The sequence below is a fragment of the Corallococcus sp. CA049B genome (assembly GCF_003611685.1).
Lineage (GTDB): Bacteria > Myxococcota > Myxococcia > Myxococcales > Myxococcaceae > Corallococcus > Corallococcus coralloides.
This window is the reverse complement of sequence record NZ_RAWC01000018.1, coordinates 40,079-53,586: the sequence shown is the minus strand read 5'-3', so window position 1 is coordinate 53,586 and position 13,508 is coordinate 40,079. Positions and strand designations below refer to the sequence as shown.

Genomic DNA, 13,508 nt, shown 5'->3' with positions numbered 1-13,508 from the left:
CTTGAAGGCGCCGGCAGGGGCGCGCTGCCTCAGCCCTCCGAGAGGGCCGCCGCCAGGATGGCGGTGCCTTCGCGGAGCTCGTCCACGGAGGTGGTGAGAGGCGGCAGCAGCTTGATGACCGTGTCGTCGCGGCCACACAGCTCCAGGATGAGCCCGCGCTGGAAGCAGCGCTGCTGGACGCGCAGGCCGCGCTCGTGGCCGCCGTGGCCATTCAGGTCGATGCCGTGCGCCATGCCCAGGCCGCGCACCTCCAGCCCGGGGGCCGCCTGGCGCGTGAGCTCCCCCAGCAGCCGCGACTTCGCCGTCAGGCCCTGCGTGAAGTCATCCTGCGCCCAGTAGTCGAGCGCCGCGGTGGCCGCGACGAACGCCACCTGGTTGCCGCGGAAGGTGCCCGTGTGCTCGCCCGGCCGCCACACATCCAACGCGGGCTTCATGAGCAGCAGGGACATGGGGAAGCCATAGCCGCCAATGGACTTGGAGAGCGTCACCAGGTCCGGGACGATGCCCGCGCGCTCGAAGGAGAAGAAGCGGCCGGAGCGGCCGCAGCCCGCCTGGATGTCGTCGACGATGAGCAGGATGCCGTGCTTCTCCGTCAGCTTGCGCAGCCCGCGCAGCCACTCCTCGCTGGCCACGTAGATGCCCCCGTCCATCTGCGCGCTCTCGACGATGACGGCGGCGGGCACGTCCACGCCCGAGCAGCTGTCCTCCAGCATCCGCTCCATGAAGGCCAGCGAATCGAAGGCGCCCTTGGGCCCCTCCGGATAGGGAATGAAGGTGGTGTGGCCCAGCGGAATGCCCGCGGCCGAGCGCACGCCCCGGCTGGACGTCACCGCGCTGCTGCCCAGCGTCATCCCGTGGTACGCGCCGGTGAAGGCGAAGAGGCCGGTGCGCTTCGTCACCTTGCGCGCCAGCTTGAGCGCGGCCTCCACCGCGTTGGTGCCCGTGGGGCCGCAGAACTGGACTTTGTGCTCCAGCCCGCGCGGGGCGAGGATCGTCTTCTCGAAGTGCGTCAGGAAGTCGCGCTTGGCAGCCGTGTACGCATCCAGCGCATGCACGATGCCGTCGGACTCCAGGTACTCCATCACCTTGCGTTTGATGGGCTCCGGGTTGTGTCCGTAGTTGAGCGCGCCCGCGCCCGCGAAGAAGTCCAGATAGCGCTTGCCCTGCGTGTCGAAGAGCGTGGAGCCCTTGGCGCGGGTGAAGACCGCCGGGAAGGAATGGCAGTACAGGCGGACGTTGGACTCTCGCTGTTCGAACACCGTCGTGGCGGAGTCGGTGGAGGCGGAAGGCTGGGGGCTCATGGCAGGGCTCGGGCGGTAGGGACGGAAGGAGAAAGCGGTCCGGCGGACCTCGCGGCGGGCCGCCTGGGGTGATGAAGGAAGTCCTCGATGACGTCGGCCGCGGGCCGTTGCTGCTCGGCCTCCTCGAAGCGGGCGCGGAGGCGGCGGAGGTTCTCGCGGTAGCGGGGGACGGTGACGACCTCGTCCAAGAGGCGCAGCAGGGTCCGCGGGGTGACGCTCGCGGGCGCGGCGCGCACCCCCAGGCCATGGTGCACCACGCGGGCGGAGATGCCGGGCTGGTCGTACTGGATGGGGAGGACCACCATCGGCACTTCCAGGCTGATGCACTCCTTCACGCTGTTGAAGCCGCCGTGGGTGATCATCGCCGCGGCCCGCCGCAAGAGCGACACGACGGGCGCGCGCCGCACGGCGATGACGTTGGGCGCGCCACCGTCGAAGGCCGCCGGATCCAACTTGCGGCCCACGCACAGCACGAACTGCCAGCCGGGCCTGAGGGCCGCCGCGTCGCGCACCGCGCGGAAGAGGCGCGCATCCAGGTCCGTCACGTAGGGCAGGGTCCCCAGGTACACGAGCACGAGCGGCCGGCCGTCGCGCAGCCGCTCCCATGGGAAGTCCGGTTCCTGGCGCTCCAGGTCCACGGAAGGGCCCGCGTAGAGGTATTCGCCGCGAGTCGCGCCCCGCGGCGGCGTCAGCTCCGCGAACTCGCGGGGGCAGAGCACCAGCTCCGGCCCCCAGGGCTTGAGGGTGATGCCGTCGAAGTCCAGGCGCTCGCGAGGAAAGCCATGGTGCCGGGCCAGGCGCAGCAGGTGGCTGACCGGACGGGAGCGGAACCAGAGCCCCAGCCGGTGGCGGTACGTCGCGCGCCACCACGCGAGCCGCAGCTGGACGCGGGAGGCGACGCCTCCGTCAGGCAGCAGGGGGGACGTCAGCGGGGGCTGTCCCGCCTCCTGCCGCAGCGGCAGCGTCGTATTCAGGAGCAGCCACGGCACGCCCGCCCCGTGCGCGGCCAGCGGGGGCTCTGGCAGCAGCACGTCACACAGGAGCAGATCCGGTCGCAGCTGGGCGAACGGCTTGTCGAAGGCGCCCGCCAGCAAGGCCGCGTGGTAGCGGTCTTCGTGGCGCTGCACCTCCCGCGCGAAGCGCAGCAGCTTCAGTCCACGCAGCTCGCTGGCGCGGGCCAGCATCTCCGCCTGGAACCCCTTGGGGCAGAGCTCCTCCAGGACGGGAAGGAACTCGAAGCCTTCGGGCGCGACCAGCGTCTCCAGGTCCGGAATCCCGCAGTAGACGACCCGGTGTCCCCTCGAACGCAGGACCCTGGCAATCCGGAGCGTCGGATTGACATGTCCATGGTCATCCATCGGAGAGATTACGAAGGTCGCCATTCCTCCGCTGCATTTACCGTGAGTGAACAATTTCTGGTCAAGGAACTTCCGTTAAAACTGAGAAACAAGCCAGCTGCGCTTCTCGGGTCCTGAGAAAAGGTTGTGACAGGAAATGTCACAGCGCGGGGGGCCTCAGGGTCAGCATCCCGCGTGAGAAGAGCTCCTGGAGCATGTCTGTCTTCTCTGGAGGAAGGCGGGCCGCGACCTCGCCGGCGTTGCGGCCCCGCACGTCGCGCAGGAGCTGGAGCTCGGCGGGTTCCAGGACGACGTGTTCGAAGTCGGAGACGACGTGTCCCTCCTCGTCCAGGCAACGCACGAGCGGGCCGGACTCGACCTCCAGGGTCTCGAAGGGGACGGGCTCCGCGGGTGAGCCCTCCAGCCGCAGCAGGCACGTCTCCACGGAGCGGGCGAAGGCGGCGCGGGTGAAGGTGCGCTGGATGTGCTCGCGGCCGCGGAGGCAGGACGCGGCCTGCGCTTCGGGGTCCTCCAGATCCGCGAAGATGCGCGAGGCCACCTCCGCGAACGCGCCCACGTCGCCAAAGGACATGCCCGCGGTCTCGTGGACATGGATGCCGTGGTCCGGGGGAAGGGCGAACCGGTTGTTCCCACTGCCATTGGTGTAGACGGGGCAGCCGTTGAACACGGACTCGAGCACGTAGAAGCCGAAGGGCTCCGGGAAGCCGTTGTAGGCCAGGCCGAAGCGGGCCGAGCGGAACAGCTGGAAGAGGGCCGGCTGGCTGAGCTTCTCCACGGGGACGAGCACGTCCTCCAGGGTGAGCCCGAGCGCGTCCAGGCCCATCCGCGCGGCCTCGGCGCTCCCGTCGCCCCGGGCGAAGGCGTGCCTCACGAGCGCGAAGTCCTCCGCCTCGATGACGAGCCGGAAGCGGCGCCGCTGGCCATGTTCCCGCGCCAGGGCATTGAGGTTGAGCATGATGGCGGTGACGGCGCCCCAGTCCGGCTTGCCGGGTTGGACGGCATGGCCGATGACGTCCGTGGACTCCAGTGCCTCGCGAAGGTGGGGCGGCAGCTCCGCGCCCTTCAGCTCGGGATGGCCCCGGGCTTCATCGACACAGGGGAGGGGCGGCGTGAGCAGGGACACGGTCTGGAACGCCCGGGGGTGCAGGCACTGACGTCGGCGCCAGTCCGGCAGCGCGAGCAGGGACGTCAGCGCGCGCTCCATGTAGGGGGAGAGCACCCAGTGTCCGTCGATGACAGGGGACTCGAGCCACGTGGAGGGTGTGCCCATCAGCCCGTGAAACAGCACCAGCGTCTTGCGAGCCTGCTCGCGGGTGGGCAGCCGCATGGCGAGGGCGCGGTCGCAATAGATGGCGAGGTCGGCCTTCGGCGCCGCTCGGATGCGCCGGAGCCGGTCCGCGGTGGCCAGGGGCGTGACGATGTTGCCCGCGACGGGGTGTTGCCCGACGTGGGCCTCGTGGGTGTAGCCCAGCCGGGACAGCTCCTCCGCGAGCAGGGCGTTGATGTAGCCCGAGGCGTTCGCGTAGGGCGCCGCCTCCAGGAACAGGGTGGCGCGACGGGTCATGGGGTGGCTCGATTTCGCCGCGGGGTGGCGCGGGCTTCGGGTTGCGGAAGGAGCTGCTCAATCGTCCGGGCCCCGAGCCCGGAGTCGTCGGCGTCCAGGAAGTCCCGCTGGAGGGCCTGGACGCGGGCGCGATAGGCGGTGTTGCCCAGCACCTCATCGAGCTGGGCGCTCAGCTGTTGCACCGAGGCCTGACGGATGTCGCCGCGCAGGCCCAGGCCGTGATGGACCACGCGGGCGGCATTGCCCGGCTGATCGAACACGAGCGGATAGACAATCATCGGGACGCCAAGGCAGATGCACTCCTTGACGCTGTTGAGGCCGCCATGGGTGATCATCACCGAGGCGCGTTTCAGGGCGGAGAGCTGGGGCACGCGCTCCACGACGGTGACGTTGGGGGGCAGGGGGCCGAAACCCCCGGCGCCCACCTGTCCCCCCACCGCCATGAGCATCCGCCATTGGGGCCTGCGCGCGACGGCGTCGATGGCGGCCTGGAAGAAGTGGCGGTGCGCGCGGACGCGGTCGCCGTGGCTGCCCAGGGAGCACAGGATGAGGGGCGCCTCCCCGGAGGCGGCTTCTGGAGGAAGCGGAGGCTCGGTGCGCTCGCGGTCGACGCAGGGCCCCAGGTAGTGGATGCCGCCCGAGGCCCGGGGAAAGTCGAACCCGGGGGTGCACGTCACCAGGGTGGGCACCTTCAGATGCGGGCCAATCTGGAGGTGGGCGTGGAAGTCGCCAGGGCTTGCTTCAGGGTACCGGCGGTAGAACTCGCGCACCGGGGCGCGCATCCGTTCCCCGCCGGGCATGAACGTGTGCAGGTAGAGCCACTCCCACGCGGCGCGGATGCGGATCCGGGAGCGCAGGCTGCCGGTTGGAATGTGGTGTGACGTCAGGGGAGGTACAGCCGCGTCGCGATGGAGCGCCAGGTTGGTACAGAGCTGGAACGCGGGGATGCCCACCTTGTGGGCCGCGAGCGCCGGAAGGGTGAACGTGGCATCCACGAGCAGCAGGTCGGCCCCGCTGTCACGCAGCCGTGACTCGAAGGTGGGGCCAAAGAGGATCTCCCGGTTGCGTTCACCGCGTCGGCGGATGAACTCACGGGTCAGCTCCTTGTGGGCGGCGGGGGTGAGGTCCGGGTCGGCCAGCCGCGAGTGCAATTCCGCCTGATATCCCCGGGGGAGCACGTCCTCGAGGATGGGGGTGAAGGGCCACGGCTGTCGGCGCAGGAAGGCCTCGCCGTCGGGAGGCGCCATGTAACCAATTTCATGCCCGCGCGACGCAAGCTGCTTCGCCAGGCCGAACGTCGCGTGGATGTGTCCCGCCTCCGGAAGCGGAAGAAAGACGATTTTCGCCATGGCTTGGAACGCTATCAGACAGGCAGGATGGGAAGCCCCGCAAGATGAGGAACCTGGAGCTCATGAGGCCTCAAGTCTCCGTGGTCATTCCTGCCTTCAATGTGGAGCGCTATCTGGGCGCGGCCCTGGACTCGGCGTTGGGGCAGACGGTGGAGGACGTGGAGGTCGTCGTGGTGGACGACGGCTCGACGGACGGCACGGTGGCGGTGGCCAGGGGCTACGGCGACGCCCGGGTGCGAGTCTTCGAGAATGAGCGGAACCAGGGGCCCGCCTGGAGCCGGAACGCGGCCATCGCGCAGGCGAGGGGGGAGTGGATCGCCGTCCTGGACTCGGATGACTGGTGGAGGGCGGAGCGGTTGGAGCGACTGTTGGCCCTGGCCGAGGAGCGCAGGGCCGACATCGTCTGTGATGACCTGCTGCTCGTCCCGGAGGGGGCGCATGAGCCGCGGTCCACGTTGTTCACGGTGCACGCCGGGCGGTTGGGGCGGATTGACGGTCCGTTCGAGGTGTCAGCGCTGAAGATGGTGGTGGATGACTATGGCATCCTGAAGCCTCTCTTCCGGCGTGAGTTCCTGATCGCCAATGGCATCCGTTACAACCCCGCGTTCCGGGCGGGCGAGGACTTCGAGATGCTGCTGCGGTGCCTGCTGGCCTCCGGAAGGATGGTGGTGTCGCATGAAGCCTTGTATTTCTACAGGGCGCGAAGTGACTCGCTCGTCGCCAGCCCCGTGAGCTGTCTTTCGCGGATTCTTGAGATGACGGACGCGCTCATCCGCGACGTGGATGCAAAGACACACGGAGAGATTGTCACTGCGCTGGAAGGCTACCGGCGGCGCAAGTGGGATGAGCTGGGGGATGCAAGCTTCCGCGAACCCCTGCACGCCGGCCGCTGGGGTGAGTGTCTGTCTCTCGCGGTGAAGAACCCCGCGATGCTGCTGCGATACGCGGCGGTGCTGGGGGAGCGGTTCCTGCCAGTGGGGCTCGTGCTCGCCATGCCTGAATGGGGCATGGGAGCATGGCGGTAGGGCACGGGAATCGAACTCGCCAGGGACGGCTCTCGCGGGCTACTCCGGATCAAGCGCCCAGGTTCCTTCTTCCCAGCGTTTCAATGCCTGCTGCGCTCCGAACGGGACCAGGCCCTGCCCCTTGGCAGCTTCCTCCAGGACCGCTTTGGCTTCGGCCGTCCGATAGCGGAGCAGATGCGCGGCAGCCATCACGCGCACGTCCATGCGCTCATGCTTGAGCAGCACGCAGAGCGCGTCACGTCCGGGATTGCCGTGGGCCAGGAGCTTGTCGACGGCGGCACCGTACTTCCTGGCGTGCTTGTTTCCAGTCTTGGCGTCTCCCCGGAAGATGGCCTCGTTCTGCGCGACCACGTTCTCGACGAACTGCTCGACAAGGTCCTGCAACTTCATCACCAGAGCCCCTTCCTCACGTTCTCGATGGCCAGAAGCCCGAAGTGTTGACAGGTTCCGTAAAGCAATGCCGCGAATGCGGTTCGTCAAGGCAGGTAGGCGAGATTGTCGGAGAAGAGCGCATCCAAAAGCGTGGGAGGATCTTCGCCATTGAAGAAGCCCACTTGAAGCCCTGGAAGCGCCACCCCCGCGAAAGCCAAGGGGAAGCGGCGATAGCCGAGCACTTCCTCTATTTGGTGTTCCAGCGCATTGACTTCCTGCCTGACTGTCGCGGGCGGATCAAAAGTGAGCTGGGGTGGGGAAAAGTGCTGGAGGTGAAAGGACTCATCGCCTGCGTCCCCTCTCTTGGGGTGGGGGGCCGCCGCAGTGGGGTATTCAGTATAGGTGGGATGCCAGACCTGGGTCGTGACATAGACAATGTAGAAAGGCGCCAGGACACTGACTGCCGCGGCGATGCGTGTCGCGAGTCGCTCGCCTCCAGGCAGCGGCTCTGTGCGGTAGAGAAAACAGCGCATGCACGCCGAGACGTAGGGTTGGGTTCCGTTACCGATGTTTTCATCTGGAAAGGCGCGTTTGAGTCCCTTCATGAGGTTCTTCCAATGGGGCCCATTCAAGGCCTTGTCCCATGCCGCCATGAACCTTGCATGCTCAGGTGTGCGCTGGTGGGCTGGCTCATCCTCTTCCACTGGGAACCCGGTTGGGTAGTGCCGCTGCGCGAACTCAATCAATGACTCTTGCGAGCCTTCAGTCATTCGCCGCTCCCTTCCGTGGAATGTCGAAGTAGATGGGCTCCAAGCCTGGGGTCTGGCACTTCGACACACGCGCTCCGGCAATGCGTTCTCTGATCGGGTGCTCATATTTGTTCTTGAATCGGCGGCACAGGATGGCAATCAGCTCTCCTGGCTGAGTCTTGGATAGAACCTCATGTGCTGCCGCGTTGGCCAGATAGGCAGCAGCCTGCTGGGCAACCTCCAGAGGAACTTCTCCCTGCTGGGCGTTGCGGATCGGAACACCTACCTCGAATTTGCATACATCGGTAGCTCCTGAATCGCCTTCCGTGATGCGCGCATGGATGCAGACAGCTCGCCAGCCATCAGGCTGCATCTCGGCGGTGTCCACCGCGACGACTGTTTTGAAGCGGAAATGTCCCGGTGTAATGCGTCCAATGACCAAGCCACGTCCGTGGGCGCATCCGCTCTGGCCCAACGCGCCAACCAGCAGGGCTGTCACGAGCACCCACAGGTCTAGCCTCCGCGTTGCTTTCCTGGGCACCAATCCGCTCTCCACTGCCCGGACCTCGTCATGCCTGCGGCTCAATGCTGGCCGACCGCCTTTTCCCCTGAGGGAGCGAACGAGGCCGAGAACCCAAGGGAAAACCATGGCGCCTGGTTACAAAGGAGAATACTGGCGGTAGGGCACGGGAATCGAACTCGCCAGGGACTGCTCTCGCAGCCCCCCACCGGTTTTGAAGACCGGGCCGGCCACCAGGTCCGGAGGCCCTACCGCTTCCGATTACCGCCGCTCCGGCCTGGTCCGTCAACCACCGTCACGGCTTGCGCGCGAACACCACGGCGTACTCGTCGCAGTTGAACAGCGCGGGCCACTGGAGCTGCTCCGGCGTCATCCGCATCGCCTTGTGCACGTCCGCGCGCACCTGGTGCAGGGACGTGCTCCCCGGATTGCGCTCCAACTGCGTCATGCCCCGCAGCGCCGCCAGCGCCGTGTTCACCGCCGGGTACACGTCGTCGGCAATCGACTCCACCTTCGCGTCCTGGAACCCCGCCCGCCTGAGCTCCTCCCGGTATCGCTCCGTCGACCAGACGTTCTCCTCCGGAAACGCAATCAGTCCCCGCCAGTACCGGTAGCGCAGCCTGGCCCGCAGCCCCGCGCCCGACTCGCGGTCCGTCTTCTGCGCCATGTCCGCCATCACCAGCCGGCCTCCCGGCTTCAACACCCGGAAGGCCTCGCGCAGGAAGTCCTGCCGCGTCCGGAAATGCATCGCGGACTCCAGCGCGAACACCACGTCGAACGCCCCCGCACCCGGCAGCGCCGTCGCGCTCCCCACCTCCAGGCGGACCACGTCCTCCAGCCCCGTCAGCTTCACGCGCTCCCGGCCCACCTTCACCTGGTTCGGCGTGATGTTCACCCCGAGGATGCTCGCGGGCCTGAACTCCTCCGCCCACAGCAGGTCCTGGTCCGCGTACCCGAAGCCGCAGTCCAGGCCGGCATCCCCAGGCCCCAGCTTCGCCGTCCTCGCGAGCAGGCGCGCCATCTCCGCCTGGGCGGACCGGAACAGCTCCCCCACGCGCTCGACGTTGGTGTCGTCCACCTTCTCCACGTGCTTCCAGTAGCCCAGGTTGATCCAGAAGGGCTCACGGCCCGTCGTCACCCGGATGTCCTGTGGCGTCGGCATCCCCGCCACCCAGGCCCCTGTCTCGTTCGTGTAGAAACGCTCCGGGTCCGCCAGAAGCGCACTCTTCAGCCTCGTTGCGACCTGCCTCACGTTGACCATCGCCAGCCTCCTGGGCCTTCCATCCGACCGCCGGAACCCTAGTCCTTGTCACGGCGATTCCGGTCCTGACCTGTCTGCCGGTTTTCACTGGTGAAAGGTGAGGGGACGCCCGCCCTCCGTCCCAGGGGGCGCCTTGTCCGGCGCGTCCTCCGGGCTCCATGATGGGCGCCCTCTTCCGCCATGCGCCGAACCTTCCGTCCCGTCCCCCTGGCACCGGGCTTCCTGCCGGCGTCCGTCCTGCTGCTGTGCCTGTGTCTGTCCTTGCGCGCCGGGGCGGCACCGGCGACGAACGCCCGGCCGTTCCGCGTCGGGCCTCCCGCCGTGTGGGTGAAGCCGCTGCCCATTCCTCCAGACCCCGGCCCGGCGCCCGAGGGCGAGGAGGAGACCAGCGTCTCCCGGCTGCTGATCGAGGAGCAGGTGCGCGTGTCCGGCCGTTCGCGCGAGCACTACCTGCACTCGGCGCAGAAGGTCCTCTCGCCGCGGGGCATCGACCGCGTCACGGACATCCAGTTCCGCTTCGATCCGACGTACCAGAAGCTCACCGTCCACGGCATCTGGCGCATCCGCGACGGCCGGCGCGAGGACGTCTTCCAGCCCGCCGAGGCCCGCGTCATCCAGCAGGAGACCGAGCTCCAGAACCGGCTCTACAACGGCGCCCTCTCCGTGGTGCCCTTCCTCCGCGACGTGCGCGTGGGCGACACCGTGGAGGTCGCGTACTCCTTCGAAGGCGCCAACCCTGTCTTTGGCGGACGCTTCTCCGACGTCGTCGGCGTGGGCCATCCCTATCCCGTGGTCCACTTCGCCTACCGGCTGCTGTGGCCGGAGGGGCGGGGGCGCACGCTCTTCATCCGGGACTTCGCCGCGCCGGGCCTGTCGCGCTCGGAGTCGATGCTCAACGGCGAGCGCGAAATCATCCTGGAGCGCCACCACGTGCCCGCGGTCCGCCACGAGGACGACGTCCCCGGCTGGCAGCCCGTCTACCCGTGGATCCAGTTCAGCGAATACAAGGACTGGAACGACGTCGCGCGCTGGGCCTCCACGCTGTTCCAGGTGCCCGCCCGCTCCAAGGCGGTGGCGCAGGAGGTCCGCCGGCTCTCGAAGGAGCCCACCCCCGAGGCGCGCTTCCTCGCCGCGCTCCGCTTCGTCCAGGACGAGGTGCGCTACCTGGGCATCGAGATGGGCCCCAACTCCCACCAGCCCCATCCTCCCGACGAGGTCCTCCAGCGCCGCTTCGGCGACTGCAAGGACAAGTCGCTCCTCTTGGTATCGCTCCTCAAGGGGCTGGGCATCGACGCGCAGCCGGCGCTCGTGAGCACGGACCTCGCGCAGCTGCTGGACGGCCTGCGTCCCACCGCCACCGCGTTCAACCACGCCATCGTCCACGCCACCGTGTCCGGCCGCGAGCTGTGGGTGGATCCCACGGCGACGCTGGAGCGCGGCGGGCTCGACAGCTACGCGCCGCCTTCCTACGGCCGGGCCCTCCTGGTCGCCCCTGGCACCACGGCGCTCTCCGTCATCCCCACGCCCACGCTGACGGAGCCCTCGTTCTTCGTGGATGAGACCTACGTCGCGATGGACCGCGACGGGGCCGCGACACTCGACGTCGTCACCACGCGCACGGGGGAGTCCGCCAACGCCATGCGCCGCGCGCTCGCGGGCACGTCCCTGTCCGAGGTGTCCCGCTTCTACTTCAACTTCTACGCGAAGACGGACGCGAATATCTCCATCGCGAAGCCCATGTCGGTGGACGACGACACCGTGAACAACGTGCTCGTCACGCAAGAGCACTACCGCATCGAGGACTTCTGGACCTCGGACGGCCGCCGGGAGTTCCGCGCGCATGGCCTGCGCCAGTCCCTCGCCGTGCCGAACTACTCCCACCGCGCCTTCCCGCTGGCGGTGGAGCACCCCGTCTTCGCTCGCCACCGCATCACGCTGAAGGCCGGCGAACTCCCCCCTGTCAGGACGGAGTACGAGGTCGTGGACGGTCCGGCCTTCCGCTTCGTGGCCGACACCCGCGCCAGAGGCCAGACGCTGCTGCTCGACTACACCTACCGCAGCACGGCGGACTCGGTCCCGCCCGAGCGCATCGCCGAGCACGTGAAGGCCGTGCGCGCCACCGAGGACCAGCGAGGCTACGCCATCCAACTCAGGCGCCGGGCCGCCCGCCGCCAGGGCTCGTCCGCTCCGTCCGGTGAGGCGGGGGCCCTCTTCCTGGGCGTCGTCGCGACGTGCCTCGGTCTGTGGTTCGTCATCGCGCAGGGCGGTCCGGTGGGGCTCTGGCGCAAGGGCCGCGCCTGGGGCCGGCGCCGCGCCTTCGCGCGCAAGTTCGACGCCGACCACCGGGGCGACAGCGCAGGGGCCGCCATCCCCATCACCAGCGCTCAGGAGCTGCTGTCCACGCTGGACCGGCTGCGCTGCGCCTGTGGGGCCACCGGCGAGGCCCCACGGGAGTCGCTGCGCCACGAGGCCGTCGTCCTGGGCGAGCGCCACCTCACCCTGGTGCAGTGGCAGTGCCCCGCCTGCGCCCGCGCCCGCCGCGCCTACTTCGAGGACAAGGGCTCGCGCGCCGCCTGACGCCTACTGGCAGATGCCCGGGCAGTCCGCGCTGCCCCCGGGCTGGCACGTGTCGGTCGGATCATCCACGCAGGTGTTCCCGGACACGTTCCCCGCGCAGCCCCCGAAGAGGCCGCCGCAGCACTCCACGTACCCCTCCGGCACGTCACACGGCGTCGGGAAGGACTGGCACGTCTCGCTGTCCGAGCGCGCGAACACCACCACCTGCGGACACGTGCGCGGCTCTTCGGTGTCGTCGCCCAGGCAGCCCGTCAGGCCCAGCACCGCCATCAGCCCCAGCTTCGTCCATGCATGCATGGCGCGCATCAGGGCAGGGGAGGACGGCGCTAGTCCAGACCCCGCTCCCACAGGTCGTCTTCATCCAGACCCATCAAGTGACCGACTTCGTGCATCACCGTGATGCCAATCTGTTCGATGAGCTCCTCGCGGGTGCGCGCGAAGCGCTCCAGGTTCTTCTGGTACAGCACGATGGCGGGCGGGAAGTGATCCGCCGCGTCCATCACGCTGCGCTCGCCCACGGGCGTGCCCCGGAACACCCCCAGGATGCACGGCGACAGCGGCGGCTGCTGACCCAGCAGGTCCTCATCCGACGGCAGGTCCTCCACCGCCAGCGTCACGTTGTCCATGTACTGCTTCACCTGCGAGGGCAGGGCGCGCATCGCGTCCTCCACCGCGCGGTCGAACGCCGCCTCCTCCAGCGCCACGGGCGGCGGCAGCTCCTCCGGCGCCAGCGTCTGCGCCCGCAGGAAGCGCTTCTTCGCCTCCTTCGCATCCTGGCGCCGCTCGGCGATGAGCCCCAGGTAGTGGTGCGCCCACGCCTCGTCCGGCGCGTCCTTCAACACCCGCTCGAAGGCCTCCTGCGCGGGGGCGAAGCGGCACAGCTCGAACAGCGCGATGCCCCGCTCCAGCTGCGCGTCCGGCGAGCGCGGCATGTGCGACAGCGCCTGGTCCAGGATTTTCAGCGCGGACTCGCACTCCCCCAACTGGTTGAGGCCCATGCCCTCCAGGAGGAGGAACTCGTAGACGAGCTCCACGTCGTCGTCCCGCTGCGCCAGCTTCCGCCCGCGGCCGCACCACTCCAGCCCCTCCTCCACCGCCTCGCGGTCCTCGCCGGTGCGGCAGACGAGGAATTCCGCCGCGCCGAAGAGGATCTCCAGGTCTTCCGGGGCAATCTTGAGGGCGGCGCCGTAGGCCTTGCCCGCGTCCTCCAGGCGGCCCACCTCCACCAGCGCGGCGGCCCGGTAGTGCAGGGCTTCTGGTGAGTCTGGAACGTCCCGGAGCAGGGCGTCGGCGCTGGCGAGCGCGGCCTCGAAGTCCCTCGCCTCGAAGGCGTCCGCGACCCCCTCCAGCCGCGCGTCCAGGTCCCGCGCCTCCCCTTGCTTCGCCATGCGCTTCGCCATACGGGCAGGCAGCTAAGAAGCCGCCCTTCGCG

At 68.7% G+C, this 13,508-nt stretch carries 12 protein-coding genes and 1 tRNA gene; 2 read left to right on the top strand and 11 right to left on the bottom strand.

Annotated elements, in window-relative coordinates; translation table 11 throughout:
* Positions 1-29 precede the first annotated feature (29 nt).
* The 4 genes from ectB to D7W82_RS06595 form a co-directional block, all read right to left on the bottom strand.
* Positions 30-1,301, bottom strand: a complete 1,272-nt coding sequence (gene ectB, locus D7W82_RS06610) for a diaminobutyrate--2-oxoglutarate transaminase (RefSeq protein WP_120617513.1) — start codon at positions 1,299-1,301, stop codon at positions 30-32.
* Positions 1,298-2,683 carry a nucleotide disphospho-sugar-binding domain-containing protein gene (locus tag D7W82_RS06605; RefSeq protein ID WP_120617512.1) on the bottom strand — a complete coding sequence of 462 codons (1,386 nt, stop codon included), beginning with the start codon at positions 2,681-2,683 and terminating at the stop codon, positions 1,298-1,300. The genes ectB and D7W82_RS06605 overlap by 4 nt, the downstream gene beginning before the upstream one ends.
* A gap of 115 nt (positions 2,684-2,798) precedes the next feature.
* Positions 2,799-4,223, bottom strand: a complete 1,425-nt coding sequence (locus D7W82_RS06600) for a glycosyltransferase (protein WP_120617511.1) — start codon at positions 4,221-4,223, stop codon at positions 2,799-2,801.
* The gene (locus tag D7W82_RS06595; protein ID WP_120617510.1) at positions 4,220-5,572 is read right to left on the bottom strand and encodes a glycosyltransferase; all 1,353 of its coding nucleotides are present in this window, start codon (positions 5,570-5,572) and stop codon (positions 4,220-4,222) included. Before D7W82_RS06595 ends, D7W82_RS06600 begins: the two co-directional genes overlap by 4 nt.
* Positions 5,573-5,634: 62 nt before the next feature.
* Here D7W82_RS06595 and D7W82_RS06590 point away from each other — a divergent pair, with 62 nt between their 5' ends.
* Positions 5,635-6,597: a glycosyltransferase family 2 protein gene (locus D7W82_RS06590; RefSeq protein WP_158617602.1), complete on the top strand. Its 963-nt coding sequence runs from the start codon at positions 5,635-5,637 to the stop codon at positions 6,595-6,597.
* A 39-nt stretch (positions 6,598-6,636) separates the two neighbouring features.
* Here the strand turns inward: D7W82_RS06590 and D7W82_RS06585 are convergent, their stop codons facing one another.
* The 5 genes from D7W82_RS06585 to D7W82_RS06575 form a co-directional block, all read right to left on the bottom strand.
* The gene (locus D7W82_RS06585) at positions 6,637-6,987 is read right to left on the bottom strand and encodes a DUF2019 domain-containing protein (protein WP_120617508.1); all 351 of its coding nucleotides are present in this window, start codon (positions 6,985-6,987) and stop codon (positions 6,637-6,639) included.
* An 86-nt stretch (positions 6,988-7,073) separates the two neighbouring features.
* Positions 7,074-7,739, bottom strand: coding sequence for a hypothetical protein (locus tag D7W82_RS39990; protein WP_147439245.1), 666 nt, complete (start codon positions 7,737-7,739; stop codon positions 7,074-7,076).
* Positions 7,732-8,217 (bottom strand): hypothetical protein, encoded by a 486-nt coding sequence (locus D7W82_RS39985; protein ID WP_147439244.1) that lies wholly within the window; start codon positions 8,215-8,217, stop codon positions 7,732-7,734. Before D7W82_RS39985 ends, D7W82_RS39990 begins: the two co-directional genes overlap by 8 nt.
* 175 nt (positions 8,218-8,392) lie before the next feature.
* A tRNA-Sec gene (locus D7W82_RS06580) sits at positions 8,393-8,491 on the bottom strand.
* Between the two features lie 42 nt (positions 8,492-8,533).
* Positions 8,534-9,499 carry a methyltransferase domain-containing protein gene (locus D7W82_RS06575; protein WP_120617507.1) on the bottom strand — a complete coding sequence of 322 codons (966 nt, stop codon included), beginning with the start codon at positions 9,497-9,499 and terminating at the stop codon, positions 8,534-8,536.
* A gap of 180 nt (positions 9,500-9,679) precedes the next feature.
* On the opposite strand from D7W82_RS06575, the gene D7W82_RS06570 reads away from it, so the two are divergent.
* A complete protein-coding gene (locus tag D7W82_RS06570; protein WP_120617506.1) occupies positions 9,680-12,076 on the top strand; it encodes a DUF3857 domain-containing protein in 2,397 nt (798 codons plus the stop codon).
* 3 nt (positions 12,077-12,079) lie between these two features.
* Here D7W82_RS06570 and D7W82_RS06565 read toward each other — a convergent pair whose 3' ends face one another.
* Together D7W82_RS06565 and D7W82_RS06560 are read right to left on the bottom strand one after the other, a co-directional pair.
* Positions 12,080-12,373 (bottom strand): hypothetical protein, encoded by a 294-nt coding sequence (locus D7W82_RS06565; protein ID WP_147439243.1) that lies wholly within the window; start codon positions 12,371-12,373, stop codon positions 12,080-12,082.
* Positions 12,374-12,402: 29 nt separating this feature from the next.
* Positions 12,403-13,476 (bottom strand): metallopeptidase family protein, encoded by a 1,074-nt coding sequence (locus tag D7W82_RS06560; protein ID WP_199727692.1) that lies wholly within the window; start codon positions 13,474-13,476, stop codon positions 12,403-12,405.
* Between the last annotated feature and the right edge of the window lie 32 nt (positions 13,477-13,508).

Coding starts and splice junctions, on each gene's coding strand:
- D7W82_RS06575 (WP_120617507.1), bottom strand. CDS start 9,499: ATGGTCAACGTGAGGCAGGTCGCAACGAGGCTGAAGAGTGCGCTTCTG.
- D7W82_RS06595 (WP_120617510.1), bottom strand. CDS start 5,572: ATGGCGAAAATCGTCTTTCTTCCGCTTCCGGAGGCGGGACACATCCAC.
- D7W82_RS39990 (WP_147439245.1), bottom strand. CDS start 7,739: ATGACTGAAGGCTCGCAAGAGTCATTGATTGAGTTCGCGCAGCGGCAC.
- D7W82_RS06585 (WP_120617508.1), bottom strand. CDS start 6,987: ATGAAGTTGCAGGACCTTGTCGAGCAGTTCGTCGAGAACGTGGTCGCG.
- D7W82_RS06605 (WP_120617512.1), bottom strand. CDS start 2,683: ATGGCGACCTTCGTAATCTCTCCGATGGATGACCATGGACATGTCAAT.
- D7W82_RS06560 (WP_199727692.1), bottom strand. CDS start 13,476: ATGGCGAAGCGCATGGCGAAGCAAGGGGAGGCGCGGGACCTGGACGCG.
- D7W82_RS06600 (WP_120617511.1), bottom strand. CDS start 4,223: ATGACCCGTCGCGCCACCCTGTTCCTGGAGGCGGCGCCCTACGCGAAC.
- ectB (WP_120617513.1), bottom strand. CDS start 1,301: ATGAGCCCCCAGCCTTCCGCCTCCACCGACTCCGCCACGACGGTGTTC.
- D7W82_RS06590 (WP_158617602.1), top strand. CDS start 5,635: ATGAGGCCTCAAGTCTCCGTGGTCATTCCTGCCTTCAATGTGGAGCGC.
- D7W82_RS06570 (WP_120617506.1), top strand. CDS start 9,680: ATGCGCCGAACCTTCCGTCCCGTCCCCCTGGCACCGGGCTTCCTGCCG.
- D7W82_RS06565 (WP_147439243.1), bottom strand. CDS start 12,373: ATGCATGCATGGACGAAGCTGGGGCTGATGGCGGTGCTGGGCCTGACG.